15 protein-coding genes and 1 other annotated feature are annotated in these 17224 nt (G+C 41.1%); of the genes, 4 read left to right on the plus strand and 11 right to left on the minus strand.

Annotation, left to right across the window (positions count from 1 at the left end):
- Window positions 1-10 precede the first annotated feature (10 nt).
- From AC4CUX_RS07450 to AC4CUX_RS07460, 3 genes are read right to left on the minus strand one after another with little or no spacing between them, the layout of a single operon-like run.
- A complete protein-coding gene (locus AC4CUX_RS07450; protein WP_125274161.1) occupies window positions 11-1693 on the minus strand; it encodes an AAA family ATPase in 1683 nt (560 codons plus the stop codon).
- Entirely contained in the window at window positions 1690-3810 is a 2121-nt protein-coding gene (locus AC4CUX_RS07455) for a TnsB C-terminal domain-containing protein (RefSeq protein ID WP_279682728.1), read from the minus strand. The genes AC4CUX_RS07450 and AC4CUX_RS07455 overlap by 4 nt, the downstream gene beginning before the upstream one ends.
- Complete coding sequence (locus tag AC4CUX_RS07460) at window positions 3797-4465, minus strand: TnsA endonuclease C-terminal domain-containing protein (RefSeq protein ID WP_490792287.1); 669 nt, start codon at window positions 4463-4465, stop codon at window positions 3797-3799. Before AC4CUX_RS07460 ends, AC4CUX_RS07455 begins: the two co-directional genes overlap by 14 nt.
- Before the next feature lie 141 nt (window positions 4466-4606).
- Here AC4CUX_RS07460 and AC4CUX_RS07465 point away from each other — a divergent pair.
- The 3 genes from AC4CUX_RS07465 (at window position 4607) to AC4CUX_RS07475 (ending at window position 7086) form a co-directional block, all read left to right on the plus strand.
- Window positions 4607-5826, plus strand: a protein-coding gene (locus AC4CUX_RS07465) for an IS3 family transposase (RefSeq protein WP_342049223.1) whose coding sequence is annotated in 2 segments (ribosomal slippage) — window positions 4607-4883 and window positions 4883-5826 — 1221 coding nt in all. Because the reading frame shifts where the segments join, the coding sequence is not laid out codon by codon here.
- Window positions 4882-4998 (plus strand) — a sequence feature (AL1L pseudoknot). Its footprint overlaps the gene before it by 117 nt.
- Before the next feature lie 515 nt (window positions 5827-6341).
- Window positions 6342-6608 (plus strand): type II toxin-antitoxin system TacA family antitoxin, encoded by a 267-nt coding sequence (locus AC4CUX_RS07470; protein ID WP_017396924.1) that lies wholly within the window; start codon window positions 6342-6344, stop codon window positions 6606-6608.
- Window positions 6598-7086, plus strand: a complete 489-nt coding sequence (locus AC4CUX_RS07475; protein WP_104426883.1) for a GNAT family N-acetyltransferase — start codon at window positions 6598-6600, stop codon at window positions 7084-7086. Before AC4CUX_RS07470 ends, AC4CUX_RS07475 begins: the two co-directional genes overlap by 11 nt.
- Window positions 7087-7692: 606 nt before the next feature.
- On the opposite strand, the gene glmS is transcribed toward AC4CUX_RS07475, so the two are convergent.
- Genes glmS through ribBA form a run of 7 tightly spaced genes read right to left on the minus strand, consistent with a single transcriptional unit; the run spans window position 7693 to window position 14422 of the window.
- The gene (glmS, locus tag AC4CUX_RS07480) at window positions 7693-9531 is read right to left on the minus strand and encodes a glutamine--fructose-6-phosphate transaminase (isomerizing) (protein ID WP_490792288.1); all 1839 of its coding nucleotides are present in this window, start codon (window positions 9529-9531) and stop codon (window positions 7693-7695) included.
- Window positions 9532-9543: 12 nt separating this feature from the next.
- Window positions 9544-10908, minus strand: coding sequence for a bifunctional UDP-N-acetylglucosamine diphosphorylase/glucosamine-1-phosphate N-acetyltransferase GlmU (gene glmU / locus AC4CUX_RS07485; RefSeq protein ID WP_490792289.1), 1365 nt, complete (start codon window positions 10906-10908; stop codon window positions 9544-9546).
- A 20-nt stretch (window positions 10909-10928) separates the two neighbouring features.
- A complete protein-coding gene (locus tag AC4CUX_RS07490; protein WP_178928361.1) occupies window positions 10929-11450 on the minus strand; it encodes a phosphatidylglycerophosphatase A family protein in 522 nt (173 codons plus the stop codon).
- Window positions 11428-12345 carry a thiamine-phosphate kinase gene (gene thiL / locus AC4CUX_RS07495; protein WP_178928356.1) on the minus strand — a complete coding sequence of 306 codons (918 nt, stop codon included), beginning with the start codon at window positions 12343-12345 and terminating at the stop codon, window positions 11428-11430. The genes AC4CUX_RS07490 and thiL overlap by 23 nt, the downstream gene beginning before the upstream one ends.
- Window positions 12346-12357: 12 nt before the next feature.
- Window positions 12358-12813 carry a transcription antitermination factor NusB gene (gene nusB, locus AC4CUX_RS07500; protein WP_004983920.1) on the minus strand — a complete coding sequence of 152 codons (456 nt, stop codon included), beginning with the start codon at window positions 12811-12813 and terminating at the stop codon, window positions 12358-12360.
- 4 nt (window positions 12814-12817) lie between these two features.
- On the minus strand, window positions 12818-13288 hold the full coding sequence (gene ribH, locus AC4CUX_RS07505; RefSeq protein WP_004684294.1) for a 6,7-dimethyl-8-ribityllumazine synthase: 471 nt from the start codon (window positions 13286-13288) through the stop codon (window positions 12818-12820).
- An 18-nt stretch (window positions 13289-13306) separates the two neighbouring features.
- Window positions 13307-14422, minus strand: coding sequence for a bifunctional 3,4-dihydroxy-2-butanone-4-phosphate synthase/GTP cyclohydrolase II (gene ribBA, locus AC4CUX_RS07510; protein WP_125274154.1), 1116 nt, complete (start codon window positions 14420-14422; stop codon window positions 13307-13309).
- Between the two features lie 518 nt (window positions 14423-14940).
- Here ribBA and AC4CUX_RS07515 point away from each other — a divergent pair.
- Window positions 14941-16335 carry a methylenetetrahydrofolate reductase C-terminal domain-containing protein gene (locus tag AC4CUX_RS07515; protein WP_125274153.1) on the plus strand — a complete coding sequence of 465 codons (1395 nt, stop codon included), beginning with the start codon at window positions 14941-14943 and terminating at the stop codon, window positions 16333-16335.
- Window positions 16336-16337: 2 nt separating this feature from the next.
- Here the strand turns inward: AC4CUX_RS07515 and AC4CUX_RS07520 are convergent, their stop codons facing one another.
- A complete protein-coding gene (locus tag AC4CUX_RS07520) occupies window positions 16338-17003 on the minus strand; it encodes an epoxyqueuosine reductase QueH (protein WP_058868643.1) in 666 nt (221 codons plus the stop codon).
- Window positions 17004-17224 lie beyond the last annotated feature (221 nt).

Genomic DNA, 17224 nt, shown 5'->3' on the forward strand with positions numbered 1-17224 from the left:
CTATTTTTGTTTAATGCAACACAGGAGAGGTGGGATCAAACAAATAGTGAGATGATTTTAATAGCTCATAAACATCGACTTCCTTTTCTTGTGCTTGACTGAAAAAATTTCTTAAGTCATTGGCTTCAGTACTTTTCCATTCCTCCGGCTTCATGACTTTACGAGATGTACGTGGCTTCCTTGCCAGAGTCGTGGTTTGATGCTGTTTAAACTTATCTTCTGCTACAGGGCTGTCTAATACATCCAGAATATGCTGGAAGAGTGTCTTTAATTTTTCGTTTGGATATCGTTTTAATGTAGAAGTAACATACTGTTCTATTGTAGCAGCCGGGTAATCAAAGGCTGTCAGCATACCAATGAGGGTAGAATAATGCGGTCCTAGATCTTTACGCTGTATTTCCGTTTTTAATGCAGCTTTGAAACGTTGTTGTTCAACATATTCCTCAATTTGAACTTGAGGGATCGTTAAGTCAGAATATCGTGCAATACGTGTGGGGTTGCCTGAGCGGAGTGCATCCAAAATATCGTGGACTGGCTGTAATTGTTCTTCGTAGACTTTTTTAAAAAGTTCAGATGTAATTTTTTCCAGACCAATGGTGATGGCATGAATCTGCATCAAGCAGAACAGTTTAACCACTAAATCTGGAATGCCCTGCGTATAATAATACCAAGTGTTTCTTAATTCATCGGTCAGTTCAGCTGGTTGTTGAACCCATTGATATTGCCACAGCGTGTTGGTGAAAGCATACCATTCAGAAATGATCATTTGATCAGGGGTGCTAAGATCGGGAGTGGGTGCTTCATTGCGCATAGGTTCCCAGATTAAAGAGCCTAATCCTGCACTGCGTCTAGCTGATCTTAAATCTTCTTGCAGAATTTCATTGGCTTTGGGTGTCCCAATCATCACAATTGGAATGGATGCCACATTCACAAGGGTAACAAAGAAATTAAGAATGATTTCAGCCCCGCCAGATTTTTTTGTATTCAAATGCTGGATTTCATCAATGATTAAAAGTCCAATAGAATAATTATTTGCGATAATTTTCATCTGCTGCAGCATAGCATTCACATTTAAGCGACTTCTGGTGAAACGATGCTCGAAGTTTGTATCTCCTAATGCTAAATCTACTGCTCTAAAAAAGTTTGAGCATAAGTTTTTTAAAGAGCTGTCATGCGGACAATCAATTTTAAGGTAAACAATTTGTTTTAATCCCAGCTCTCTATGTTCAATCACTTGCGGGTAATAACGCAAAATTTTGTTCATTGTCGTTGTTTTACCGCTTCCCGAACATCCTATAATTGACATGCTAGTTGCAGTCGACTCTGGAGGTGCGTAGCGATAAGAGCTTTCATTTGATGGTTCTAGTTGCTGAAAAGCAGCGTGTAAATGTCGATTTCTATCCCCATTAGTGATGTTTCTACTCACATAACCTTGCCGAATCATAATAGAAATTTTTTGCTCAAGGGATAAATGTTTAGTCAATGGCTGGAAAAAATCATGAGGTAATTGAGCGATTAAATGGATTCTTTCTTGTTGCGCATAAAAGCGCTGTTTTGGAAGAAATTTCAGTTTCCCTCGTAGGTGTTTAATTACCGACTTCGTATCAAGGATAGGCGGTAATTGAGTAATGAGAGGATTATCCCCATAGATATCTTCTATCGATGTGTTGACCGCGACTTCATTATTATTCATTCTTCATCGTCCTCTTCAAATAATTGTCTCATTAAGTCTGGTTGACTGGTCAAATCCAGATTGCTGCTGTGAGATGGGGGTGTTGGAGGGTTGTCTTGGTTGGGATGGATAGTCCGGATAGAATTGACGGACCTATTTTGGAGATGTTCCTCACGTTCTACTTGAATTGCTTCTTGTTTGTTTTGACGGATATCCCGAGTACGTTGTGCTTTAGAAAGTTGGTGAACTCCTGCTTGAGCCTGCCGGCTCTGTGCTGTGTGGATGATTTTGTCAGTAAAATCCTGTAATTCACTGATGGCTACAGACTTTAGTTGTGAATGCTGTTTTTCAACAGTTTTGATTGCTTTTTGAATTTGTTCAGCTTCCCACCAGGTCAGATGCTGATATTGACGTGAGGCATCACTTAAGTGCGCTTCCCAGTATTCCAACTTATTTTCATCAAAGAAAACATAAATGGTATTTACTGAGTATGGGTCAAAACCAATCCGCAACTTTTTCGGGCGGGATTTGGTCGTGTTACGAATAAACCAGCCTTGTTGATGCATTTCCAAACATTGATAGAGTAAGCCTTTGACTTTAAGTCCCTTGTCACTTAAGGAGGCGTCGGTCCTAGGTAACAAGCCAACATATAGTGATTTGTTATCCACTTGTCTTAACATCCCAGTACGGTGCTGTAGACCCCACTGCCAGAGCTTAAGGGGGATAGAAGGCAGGTCAGTCGGCATATCGGCACTACGATCATATTTCGTCAAAATATCAAAATTATTGCGTAACAAGACGCAGCTTAATATGATTTTTCTGAACTCTTCCAAAGTTAGACAAGCTTCTAGTCGATAATCATGTCCGCCTTTCTTTTTTTCCTTGAATCCAGAGACAACACCAATATTATCGTAGGATTTAAAACGTGACTGAATAATTCCGAAAGCCCTCTCTACAATACCTTTGGCATCGCTTCGATACGGTGGCGCATTTTCAATACGAACAGAAAAGTTTTTTTCAAGAAGTTCAATTTGATAGCCAATGAGTTCACCACGGTCTGCAAGTATGGCACTAGGTAAACCATAAATCGGCCAGTCCTCTGGTTGTATTTGTAAGCCGTAACTCTGACAGAATGTCACTTTATCTTGGATTGCAACGCTGAGGCATTGTATGGCTGTATTAAATGAACTGTTTTCCATACCGACATAAAGCCCAGTAATCATCCGGCTGAATACATCGATAACAATATATACGGTAGGTCGGCCAATAATCTGTGATGGATCCCGTGATGATACAAGGTAGATGTCAGCGATTGTTGAATCTATCTCATAACGTGCGCCAGGGCCATTTGCTTGCTTGGTTGCTGTTGAAGTTAGAGGTTTGTGATCTTTCAGAGTTTTCTGATTCGTCAGAATTTCCTTGGAATTGTTCTTATTTCTATATCGCGTATTATAAAAATAATAGAATTGAGCATAGGTTGGAATATCTGAGGTTTGCACTTGATGAAAGTGCTTAGAAAATACACTTTTAAACCGAAGATAAGTTTCGTTAATGGATTGTTTTTTGACAGGAACTAAATACTCTTCGATGGCTTTCTTAAAATATAATTCAACCTGTTCAGTGACATTCTTACCTCCATTCGATTCATAGATGCGTGGTCTGCCAATTTTTTTATCACCTATAGCTCTTTTTTGACCTTTTCCACCTGAGTTTTCATAGTCCGGTACCAAAGCATTTATAGTTTGACCACGCTGCCAGTAGCGTCTTAGGAGTCGTAGAATTTTATTAATTGATACTTCTTTTTCTAGATGTATAGTTTTAATTTTTGCAGTCCTGATTTTTGTATTGATAAGAACTTGTTCATCATTAATTAAATCTTGAATAATTAAAAAGTTTTCATCTCTTTTTTTGAGTTGAATAGAATCTTCACTCAAGTTTAATCGTTTTAAGTATTCATAAGGATCTTGCGCTGGTATCAGGCTTTGATCATCTGAGAGAGTTTGAAGTTCCTTAGACAAAATGAGTTCAGGAAAAGCATTTTTATTATCAATCGCAATCCATACCGTATACTGCGGTAAGAATTTGAGTATTCGGTATTGTGTTGAATTCAAGATGTAAACTGAATTAATTAGTTGCATGGACTGTATTCTCATTCTGGAGCAAATTACTTGCATGAATATCAGAGAGTTTAAGCTCCAAGTACGAAATTTCTAGATTAAATTGAAGTATTCGCAGTGCAAATAATTTTCTAAACAATGCGAGCGTCGCTCCGATACCCATTTTTTGAGTTTGGTCAGAATGCTTACAAAATTGGATTAATGAGCTTTGAGGGTACTGGCTAATTTCTTCCATAAAATAAACTGCTTGATCAATCATGTGATTTGTTATTTCAAGGTCATTTTTTTCTACATACAGCCATTTAATGTTCTCTAGTACCGTAGCAGGAATGTCTTTTTCAGTAATCAGTTTGAACGGCGTATTGTGCTCTTCTTCCCAGTAACGACGTTTAATTTCTAATGACTCAATAACATGAGCTTTATTCAGATCCTTGCTGTAAAGAGTGTCAAGGGCTATAGAAAACTTACCAAAATCAACTAAAAAATCTGAAGATAGGGTAAAAGGTATATAGTCAACCGATACTTTTTTCATTCGGAAACGAGAACAGATGGAGTTGAGATCATAGATATCCAAAGGATAATGTTCGCGAATATCTGTAACGTTCTGATTCCAGTCAAGCAGTAAAAAGGTAGATAGCTCTAGATCAGAAAATAAGTGATGAAGACGTTGACTCACACGGCCTTGTACTCTGTGAGAGCGACCAATTGAACTGAAGTTTTGAACAGTTTTACAAGGTTTATAATCGCGTCCATGGCCCTGGCCATACTGAACCGTACCGGGTTTGTCGGAGAGTCAATATTCTGAGAGACTATGCCGATGAAAAAACCAAACTATACCCCCGAAATTAGAGAAAGAGCGGTTCAATTACTAATTGAATCTGAAAAAGATTATCCTTCTACTTGGGCAGCAATCACAGCTATTGCTCCTAAAATCGGTTGTACTCCTGAAACATTGCGTGTTTGGTATTTAAAGCATCTGGATCAACTAAATCCTGCCAAAGTACAACAGATATCTGACCAAGAAAAAATGAAGCAAATGGAACGTGAAATTAAAGAATTAAAACGTGCCAATGAAATTCTACGCAAAGCAGCCGCTTTTTTCGCCCAGGCGGAGCTCGACCGCCCACACAAATAATGGTGGATTTTATCCATAACAATAAAGATCGATATGGTGTTGAAGCGATTTGTAGAATTTTACCGATTGCAGCTTCGACCTATTATCGGGCTTTAGATCTCGTTGATAACCCAGAACATCGAGCGAAACGTGCTCTGCATGATTTACATCATGCAGAGCAAATCAAACGTATTTGGAAAGAAAGTTCAGGTCGATATGGTGTACGTAAAGTTTGGCAAAAATTGAAACGTGAGGGTTATGTTATTGCACGTTGTACAGTTGCTCGATTGATGCAAAAGCTAAGTATACAAGGTGTTTGGCGTGGTAAGAATAAACAAACTACTCGTAACCGAGATGACCAAAAACGGGCAGATGATTTAGTGAAACGTAATTTTAATGCTGATCATCCAAACCAACTATGGGTGGGTGACTTTACGTATATTCAAACTCATTCAGGCTGGGTATATACCGCATTTGTTATTGATGTGTTCTCACGAGCAATTGTTGGATGGAAAGTATCTACACGGATGAATACAGATATGGTGCTCGATGCATTGGAGCAAGCATTGCACGATCGAGGTATGCCTAAGAATGTGATTCATCATTCAGATAGAGGTGTTCAATATCTTTCTATTCGCTATACCAATCGTTTAGAAGCAGCAAATTTACGAGCATCAGTCGGTACAACTGGTGATTCATACGATAATGCTCTGGCTGAAACGGTGAATGGCTTATACAAAACAGAGGTGATTGAATATTTAAAAGCAGATTGGCAAGGTTTAGCAGATGTACAACTTGCGACACTAAACTGGGTATATTGGTTCAATAAAAAGCGTGTACACAGTGCACTGGGTTATGTATCGCCTTTTGAGTTTGAAGCAATGTACTATGATAAGATTAACCCGTTAGGTCAGGTGGCCTAACTTAAATAAAAAAGTCTCCGACAAACCCGGTACGGTTCATACCCTTCTGTTACTAGTTCTTCATAGTTTTTTATAATTTTTGCCATACAGAAGACCTGTAGATTTTGGTGGATAATTAATCATATCTGAATGGGGGTAATTTTGTATTTGGCAAAAACATACAAACTTAAATATATTTATATACAAACAAAATTTTATAATTTTTTATTTAATTATTCTTTTAATTCATTAACTTAATAATTAATCTGGTATTTTAGTACTCAATTAATGAGTTTAAAAAACGTTAATGATAGGCAAAAGTATTCAAATTACATCTTAGTAAACATCGTTGCATATTCTTATGTAAACCAACTGCATATTCATATTCAAACCCGACCATTCATTCTGGTTCATAGTAAAATGTTTATTTTCTATTCCAAATATTTTAGAACAAAATATGTAAATTTGGATCTTAAAGTACTACCTTAATCTGCTATAATTTGTACATCATTATGATGTACAAATTGGTGGAAAATATGGCTAACTTAGCAACAGAACGAATCAATGTTCGTTCAACCGTAGATGCAAAGATTGTAATTGAGCAAGCTGCGAATTTATTGGGTCTTAGTGTGAGTTCCTTTATGATCCAATCCTCATTTGAACGAGCAAAAGAATTACTTAAATCTAATCACGAGTTAAAAGTAAATAATGCTGATCGTGATATGTTAATGAATTTGCTTGAAAATCCGCGCCCTGCAAATGATGAGATGAAAAATTTAATGAGTTTATTGGATGAAAATTGAGGTTTTACAAGCCCATCATCAGAAAAAATCATTTAATTGTGGGCAAGATGATTTAAATAAGTTCATAAAACAATACGCATCCCAACATCAGAAATCAGGAACAAGTAAAACCTATGTTGCTATTGATGATGATGCACAGGTGAGGGGGTTTTATTGTCTATCAAGTACCTCTATAGGATTTGATGGGGTTGATGCTGTTCTCACTAAACGATTACCTCGTTATCCCTTACCTTGTGTGGTTGTGGGTCGCTTTGCCGTTGATCAAGCAGCACAGGGGCAAGGAGTTGGAAAAGTACTTTTAGCACATGCTCTTAAACAAGTTTCAAAAGTTGCTCAAATTATTGGTGTAAATTTTGTTGTAATACATGCTAAGGACCAAAAAGCTATGGAGTTTTATCAGCGGTTTGGCTTTATCTCATTAACATCCAATCCATTAACATTAATATATCCAGTGAATGAAATACCTCATTTTAAATAAGGTGGGCTGCTAGCTAGTAACAGGAATAGCTAATAGACTTATTCAGAGTTTGCACATAGTTCCTTATCCCTTATTTTGCTTTATGACCAAATACTGCGTCTAATTATGGTAATTTAATTAAGTTTGTTTTATTTTTGATCATAAGTTGTTGATATATATTATTCATTATTTTTCAATTTTAAAATTAAGTTTGTATTAGAATTTGGTATCCTTAATTTTAGATGAAATTAAGTTTGTATTAAGTATCGGGTTCTTCCACTTTAAAATACGAATTCTTGCTCAGAAAGGTGAAGCATACTTTAAATAAAAATGAAATGTTTTCAAGATGAGGTCAAAAAGGGATGCTTTTTGAATCTAGGTTGAGATTTTTATATATCTATATTGTTGAATATATTAGTAATAATTTTATATTTCTGGTGTGATTCTAATTTGAATTTTTTTATATTAAAAACCCTGTAGACTTGGTGAAGAATCACTGGGTCTACAGGGTAGGGTTTCGTTCGTTTACTTCATTAATATCCAAACTTAAATAATTAAATCTAAACTTAATTATTTGATACAAACTTAATTATACGAACACAACAGAAGTCAGCCCTTTAAAAGTTATTATTCAACAGTTACAGATTTAGCTAAGTTTCGAGGCTGATCGACATCGGTTCCTCGAAGTACAGCAACATGATAGGACAAGAGCTGTACGGGAACGCTATAAACAATCGGAGCCAATACAGGGCTGATGCTTGGCACATAGACCACATGCTGGCGGTCTTTGGCTTTAATGCCGCTATTTTCATCGGCAAAGACAAAGAGCTCGCCGCCACGCGCTTGGACTTCTTCCATATTGGATTTGAGCTTATCGAGCATGTCATCTTGCGGTGCGAGAATGACCACAGGCATCTCATTATCAACTAAAGCAAGTGGACCATGTTTAAGTTCGCCAGCGGCATAGCCTTCTGCATGAATATAAGAAATTTCTTTCAGTTTCAATGCGCCCTCAAGTGCGATTGGGAAGTGAGTTCCACGACCAAGGAACAAGCAATGTTGTTTCTCTACAAACAGTTCAGAGAGGCGGAGAATCTCAGCATCATTTCGCAAAGTATCTAAAATGACTTTAGGTAAGTGCCAAAGCCCAGCGGTAATCTCAGCCACTTGTTGGGTGGAGATACGATTTTTAATCGTACCAATTTTTAGGACCAATAACATGAGCGCTGCAAGCTGTGTGGTAAATGCTTTGGTGGATGCAACACCAATTTCAGGACCTGCCAGAGTTAATAAGCTATGGTTGGTTTCACGTACCATGGACGATGTTGCGACATTGCAAATGGTCATCGTAATGATGTCTAAGCTTTTTGCTGTAGCACGCTTTTGAGTATCACGTAGTGCAGCCAAGGTATCTGCCGTTTCACCAGACTGAGAAATACAGACGTATAGGGTATTGTTGACAATCACTGGCGTGCGATAGCGAAATTCACTCGCGATTTCCACTTGGCAAGGTAAATCAATTAGTTGTTCAAACCAATATTTTGCAATCATACCCGCATGGTAACTGGTACCACAGGCAATGATTTGGATTTGCTGAATCTGAGATAAATCTGCAACAGCATTTGCAAGGAAATCTTCACGTAGGGCGTTGCCATTTAAGGCTTGTGAAATGGTTTGTTGAATCGCTTCAGGTTGCTCATAAATTTCTTTGAGCATGTAGTGCTTATATTCGCCTTTTGATGCATTGCTAACGGTCGCATCTAACTCTTTTACTGGACGATGAACCAATTGACCATCAACAAAGATTTCAATGCTATTGCGAGTGAGGCGTGCAATATCACCTTCTTCAAGATAAATAAATCGGTTGGTAATCGGAAGCAGTGCCAATTGGTCTGAGCTGATAAAGTTTTCACCAATACCCACACCAATGACCAAAGGTGAACCTTCACGCACGGTAATCAGTTCATCTGGATAATCCGTATGTACGATACCGAGAGCATAAGCCCCTTTAAGCTGTGGCACGACTTGTTTGACTGCTTCAAGTAAACTTGGCGTTGACTTCAATGCATCATGAATCAAGTGTGCAACCACTTCGGTATCAGTCTGTGAAGTAAATACATAGCCTCGCGCTTCTAGATCATCTTTGAGTTCTTGATAGTTTTCAATAATGCCATTATGTACGATAGCAACATTGCCTGAAATATGCGGGTGTGCATTGTTTTCAGTTGGTTTGCCATGGGTTGCCCAGCGAGTATGTGCAATCCCTAATGAACCGATAATCTGTGATTCTTCAACCGCCCCACCCAGATTGGCTACTTTGCCGACGCGACGTTCACGTAGAACATGGCCTTGGTTAATGAGAGCTAAGCCCGCAGAGTCGTAACCACGATATTCTAGACGCTTTAAACCTTCGATGAGGATATTACTAATATTACGTTCTGCAACGCCACCGACGATACCACACATAACAAATTCCTCTTATTTCTTGATCTTTTGCGGACGTTGGTAGTTTTCTTTCGTAAACTGCTTAGAACGTTCTACCGCTAAACTATTTTCTTCGACATCGCGGGTGATGGTTGAGCCAGCCCCGACAGTTGCGCCGTTGCCAATGGTGACTGGAGCAACCAAAGCACTATTTGAACCAATGAAGGCATGATCGCCAATGATGGTTTTAAATTTGTTTGCACCATCATAGTTACAGGTAATGGTCCCTGCACCAATGTTAGAGCCACTGCCCACTTCAGCATCACCCAAATAAGTAAAGTGGTTGGCTTTAGACCCGACACCGACCGTTGAGTTTTTGACTTCCACAAAGTTGCCAATATGTACCTCAGCCGCGAGTTTGGCACCTGGGCGTAAACGGGCAAAAGGTCCAATCTGTGCATCTTCACCGACCATAGCTTGATCAAAAATACTATACGGTTGAACTTTGGTACCTGCCGCGATCTTGGTATTTTTAATGATGCAGCCTGCGCCAATTTCTACATGGTCACCGAACTCACATTCGCCTTCAATGATGACATTGATATCAATACGTACATCTTGTCCAACGACTAAGTTACCACGAAGATCAAAGCGACTAGGATCAATTAAATGCACACCTTGTTGCATGAGCTTTTTGGCTAGATCCGCTTGGAATTGGCGTTCTAACGCTGCCAGTTGAATACGGTCATTGACCCCTTCAACTTCGAATGCCTGTTCGGGCTCAACTGAGGCAACGGTCAAACCATCAGCCAATGCCATTGCTACAATATCAGTCAGGTAATATTCACCTTGCGCATTGTTATTGCTGAGTTTGGGTAACCATTCGTGCAATTTGGCATTGCTGACACAGTAAATACCTGTATTGAACTCTTTGATTTGGCGCTGTTGCTCTGTTGCATCTTTATGTTCAACAATCGCCTGAATCTGACCATTCTCACGGACGATACGACCATAGCCTGTTGCATCATTCACAGTAAGTGTGACTAGGCCGATACCCGTTTGGCTCGATGCATCTAATAGTTTTTGTAGCGTATTCTGGGTAATGCAAGGCACATCACCAGAGAGAATGAGGGAAATACCATCTTGAGGTAAAACGGATAGGGTCATTTGTACCGCATGCCCAGTACCGAGTTGTTCTGCTTGTTCAACCCATTTAATGTCTTGATCTGCAAAAGCTGTTTGAACCCGATCGCCACCGTGACCATAGATCGTAATGATGTTTTCAGCGTGGATTTTTTTTGCTGTTTCAATCACATGACCGAGTAAAGGACGCCCTGCAAGTGGTTGTAGCACTTTGGGTAATGTCGAACGCATACGTGTTCCTTTACCTGCAGCAAGAATAATAACAGTCGTTGACATGTTCTAATCCTAAAAATGGCCTAAGCCACGGTGAAATAAAAATAAAGCCCAATACAAAGTGCAGCCCAAAGACCAGCAATAATGTCATCAAGCATGATGCCGAAACCACCATCGACTTTTTGGTCAATGACACGAATTGGCCATGGTTTCCATACGTCAAATAAGCGGAATAAGGCAAAACCAAGCAACAGCCACAGCCAATTCATTTGCCCTAAATATAGTACAGGCAACAACGTAATGGACTGGCCTGCAAATTCATCCCATACGATACGTCCATCATCATGTACTCCCATGACTTTGGCGGTATGGCCGCAAATATAAATGCCAATGAGAGACATGAGGGTGATGGCAATAATGGTGTTGGATAAGCCAATTGCAAGCCAAATCGGGACGAACAGCAGTGCAAAGGCTGAACCAAACGTTCCTGGTGCTTTGGGTGCTAGCCCTGAGCCAAAGCCTACACCGCAAAACACGATGCAACGGTCATACCAAGACATCTGACGAAAGAGGATAGGAGGCTTATGCAAAGTGTTGATATCCAGTAAATTGCAATGAATGGTCTAAGCCATTTTGTTGAAAACGTAGACCGCTTTGAGCGTCAACTTTTCCAATCACGTTGATCTTAGTATGGTTTTGTTGTTGCAAAAGTTTTTCATAATTCTGCGGGCTTATTGTAAAGCATAATTCATAGTCATCGCCACCTGCCAAAGCATATTGCCATTGTTGTTCTCGTGTTAAATCTTGTAGAGCGGTGTTGATTGGCAATTGATCAAGTTGTAGGGTTGCACCGACATTTGAGGCCTTTAAGATATGACCTAAGTCTTGTGCTAAGCCATCGGACACGTCAATCATACTATGTGCCAGGCCTTTGAGTGCTTGGCCCAGTTCACAGCGTGGGGTAGGGTAGTCCAAACGTTGTTGCAGAGGGTGGCCCAAGTGTTGCAGTGCGAAGGCGGCATCACCAACCGTACCACTAACACAAATTAAATCACCCACTTGAGCGGCGGAGCGGGTGACGGCTTGGCCGATATCGACCCAGCCCAGTGCAGTCACGGAAATAGTGAGATGTGGGCTTTGGGTGGTGTCTCCACCAATTAAACTCACGCCAAATTGATCACAGCAATCATATAAACCCTGACTAAAGCCTTTGAGCCAGTCATGATCAATTTGGGGTAAGCTCAAGGCTAATAAAATACTCTGAGGTTTCGCGCCCATTGCGGCGATATCAGATAAATTGACTGCGACAGATTTCCAGCCAATCGCATGGGGGCTGGTATCAAGCGGAAAGTGACGTCCAGCAACCAAGGTATCGGCACAAATGACCAATTGTTGCTGTGGTGGTGGGGTGAGCAAGGCTGAGTCGTCACCGACGCCTAAATCGACAGAATGAGGACTCTTACGATTAAAATAGGTATCAATGATCGAAAACTCAGCCATACAACAAATCTACTACTGTGAGTTCGCTTGTTGCTTTTCTGCTGCACGTAAAGTTGTTGCTAAACGATCTAATACACCATTGATGTATTTATGGCTGTCTGCACCGCCAAAATGTTTAGCAAGCTCGATCGCTTCGTCTAAAACCACGCGATATGGAATTTCAAGGTGTTCCTTGAGTTCATATGCGCCTAAACGAAGGGTCGCAAGTTCAACGCCGTCAAGCGCAGAAACTTCGCGATCAAGCACAGGGATTAAGAGCGCATCCAATGCTTCATGATTGGCAACCACTTGGGTTAACAATTCATGATAATAGCTCAGATCCACTTTGTGCATGGCATTTTCCACACGCGTACGTGCTTCAATCTCATGGACTGGATTGTGGCTCATTTGCCATTCGTAAATTCCTTGTACAGCAAAGCGACGTGCTTTACGTTTTGCTGCATAAGTTGCTTGCAATGTTTGCGACATAGCGTTAAATAGCCTTTAACAAGTTAACCATTTCAATTGCAGTAAGAGCAGCTTCGCCGCCTTTATTACCTGCTTTTGTACCCGAGCGTTCAATCGCTTGTTCAATACTATCCGTAGTCAATACACCATTAATCACTGGAAGACCAGATTCTAGGCCAACCACGCCTAAACCTTTGGCACATTCACCTGCAACAAAGTCGAAGTGCGGTGTGCTACCACGAATCACAGCACCCAGTGCAATGATGGCATCGAAGCGTTCAGACGCCACTAATTTTTTAGCCACGACAGGAAGTTCCCACGCGCCTGGTGCATGAACAACAGTGATATTATCCTCTGATACACCATGACGTTTCAATGTATCAATTGCACCTTCTAATAGATGTTCGACAACAAAACTATTAAAACGACCCACTAAAATCGCATAACGGCCTTCGCTAGCGAGATGTAACATACCTTCAATACGGCGAATTGCCATAGCAACCTCGATGATTTTTTAAGTTGTTTGATGTGCGGTGATATATTCCACCACTTCTAAATTAAACCCAGAAAGTGCATTAAAGCGTAAAGGCGAGCTCAAAAGCTTCATCTTTTCTACGCCTAAATCACGTAAAATTTGTGCGCCCACCCCAATGGTTTGGTACTGCTGAGATAAAGCAGCATTGGATTTGGTTGGTTTTGGTGCTGTAAGGCTGTCTAAGGCTGGGCCTAAGTCTTGTAAATGGCGCTGACCAATCCAGACTAAAACACCACGATCGCTGCCTGCGATCTCTTGCAGGGCCTTGTCGAGATTCCATGCTGGCTCACCGTCTTTTTTGTTGAGCTTGAGCAGGTCGCGAACAGGGTTGAAACCATGGACACGAACGGTGGTTACACCTTCTTTTGGTTCGCCTTTCACCAAAGCCAAGTGAATATCTGGATTGCCTAATTCGCGGTAACGATATAAGTCAAATGTCCCATATTCGGTATCAATGCTTTGCTGATCAATCCGTTCAACGGTTTGTTCATTGGTCATACGATAGTGAATCAGATCCGCGATAGTGCCAATTTTTAAACCATGCTTTTCAGCAAAAATTTCAAGATCGGCACGGCGCGCCATCGTGCCATCTTCATTGATGATTTCACAGATGACCGATGCAGGCTCTAGACCCGCTAGGCGAGATAAATCACAACCTGCTTCGGTATGACCTGCGCGGTGTAGAACGCCGCCAGGCTGTGCCATCAATGGGAAAATATGTCCGGGTTGAACGATATCTGATGGTTTGGCATGTGCCGCTACTGCCGTTTGAATGGTATGCGCACGTTCTGCAGGTGAAATCCCTGTAGAAATCCCTTCTGCCGCTTCAATGGAGAGCGTGAAGTTGGTGCCATGTTGTGCGCCATTGGCATCGACCATCAATGGAAGATTCAATTGTTTACAGCGATCACGGCTGAGCGTTAAACACACCAAACCACGTGCGTGGGTGATCATAAAGTTGATGTCTTCTGCGCGAACATGGGTCGCTGCGATAACTAAATCACCTTCATTTTCACGATCTTCGTCATCCATCAGGATGACCATTTTACCTGCACGGATATCTGCAACTAGCTCTTCAACGGTATTGAGCGGCATCAACCTTCACCTTCATCGTTGTCGCCATGGACGACATATCATTTGTTTTCATTGGCACATAGTTTAAGCTTTTTTCAGGCTTTTGCCTATGTGCGAATCATTTCCTTGAGTCGTCCATTGTTATACACAGTCAGCCCCAGCTTGAAAAGATGCCTTTATTTTAAAAAGCTGAAATGTGCTTAGTCTTTAAGCGATTGAAAAGCATGAAAAAGAACAATCTTATCGAAAATAGATCAATCGGCTTAGTGAATAGGTGGTCTAGACAAATGTTGTGCTATGGGCGGCGTGTGGTTGAGCGTTGGAGTACCTTCTTTTTTGAATTTGACCATCAGGTTCAGTTTTAGCAGGGTACTGCAACTAATGAATCAGACCGGGGTGGATATTTGCGTTCACTCATCGGGTGGAGGATGAGTCAAAAAATATTGAATATGCCGTAGTGAATAATCAGACGATTCGTCATCTATTTTTGATTTGTACTATAATTCTTTTTTTTAATCCTCTGGATTATTTCTCCTGTGATGTCCTTACTTGCTCAATATTTTGCACAGCAACAATTTTGCGTATTGGTTGAATACTTAAGCGCACACCAAGCCCAGTGGTCTGTCAAAACTGAATTTGCAGGCTTTCCTGCGGCTATGACGCTGGCCGATCGGGTACATGCGGATGACGATGAAGCGCCTTTGCAAGTCGCCAAACAGTATCCACAAGAGATTGAAAAAGTCATTCACTTTTCGGGGAAGGCTCGCGATATACAAGACTTTGAGCAGTTTTTGCAAGATGCAAAAACACAGGGTCAAAAGAACTTGTTGCTCTTAACGGGTGATAAATTAAAACAGCACTGCTATAGCCATGACCTAGAACCCCGAACACGTTATTTGGAGTCGGTGAATGCTGTCATGGAAGCCAAACGCCAAGGCGGTTTTCATATCGGTGTAGCGTTTAATCCATTTAAATATGCGGAAGCGGAAAAAGAGGCGCAATATTTAAAACTGCATAAAAAAATGAAAGCAGGGGCCGATTATGTGATTACCCAATTGGGCTATGACATGGCTGCTTTACAGGATGCGCATGCATTTTTAGCGCGGCATCAGTATGCTCAGAAAATTTTAGCCTGTGTCATGCCACTGACCTTGGCACGGGCTAAGTTTATGCTGAAACATGAAGTGGCCGGCATTGTGATCACCCCGCATATGTTGCAGGTGTTGCAACAGGAAAAAGAACAAGGTTTAAGTGATCGTGTTTATGTGCGCTGCGCATTACAGATTCTAATGTGTCGACATTTGGGTTTTGCGGGGGTGCATTTATCGGCTTGCCATCAGCCTGGAGAGCAACTGTTGTTGGAAAGCTATATTGAAGAATATCGGCACTTGAGTTTTGCTGAGTGTGAACAACTTTGGAATACGCTTTGGCAGGTGCAAACTGGTACAGAGTTTCATCCAAAGCTGGCTTATTATTCACGGCCTGCGACATCGAGTCAGATTATTAAGTACCAACATCTGCATTTGATGCATGATGCTTTATTTGAATCTAAACTGGCCAAAGGGGTGGGGCGGTTTATTTTTAATTTCAATGTATGGGATCGCTCGCGTGCCAAACAAGCATTACTGAAAACAGAACATTTGAGTAAGCATGCGGTGGTGGGCTGTGAGAGTTGTGGTCAATGCCGTTTAGGCGAGACCTTGTATATTTGCCCTGAAACTTGCCCCAAAGGCTTGGCCAATGGGCCCTGTGGTGGAACCAGCTTAGACCGCTGTGAATTTGGTGACCGTGAATGTATTCACTCCATCAAAGCACGCTTAGCCAAAGCCGTTGGACAAACCAAGATATTAAAAGAAAAACTGATTCCGACCGTGTCGATTGCGGTGCGAGGAACCAGCTCTTGGAAAAATTGGTATGTGGAGGCTGCTGGCTAAAATCAGCAGTCCTGATCCATGGCATTGGAATAGAACTTTTGTCCGAGTTTGATCCGTTCACGGCCTTGGCTCATGCGCCAGCGGTTGCTATCCCGCAGTGAATACACACAGCCGCAGTACTCTTGTTGATAAAACTCTTCACGTTTGCTGATGTCCAGCATGCGTACCGCACCGCCATGCTTGCGCCAGTTGTAGTCCCAGTAGTGAATGCCTGCATAATGTGAAGCAGAACGGTGACCGCACTCATTGATCTGTTGCATATTCTTCCAGCGGGAAATGCCGAGAGAGCTGCTGATTAGGCTAAAGCCATGTTCTGCTGCATATAACGCCGTCCGTTCAAAACGCATATCAAAACACATGGTACAACGGATGCCTTTCTCTGGTTCATTTTCCATACCTTTGGCACGTGCAAACCAGTTATCTGTGTCGTAATCACAGTCAATAAATGGAATATGATGTTTTTCTGCAAAGCGAATATTTTCTTCTTTACGAATCAAGTACTCCTTTACAGGATGAATATTGGGGTTATAGAAAAAGATAGAAAAATCGATACCCGATTCAATCAGGGTTTCCATGACTTCACCTGAGCAAGGCGCACAGCAGGAATGCAAGAGCAGTTTGTCATGACCTGTGGGGAGGCTAAGTTTCTGACGTTCGAGCTTCGACATATTGAATGATTTTTAGCTATTTAAACCAGACAGTTTAAAACGTCTAACGAGCGGATCAACGGCGATTGGATGAAGAATTCTCAGGATGAGCTGATGAATTTTCATGATTAAAATCGACTTTGGTAGATGATGAAGACCTGTATTGAGCGCTGTAGATGAGTAGAGAGAGAACATTTGAGAGGCCCAAACTTGCATAATGGAGCGAGATTCGTCATCATTTA

The organism is Acinetobacter sp. 231_lipA (assembly GCF_058243005.1).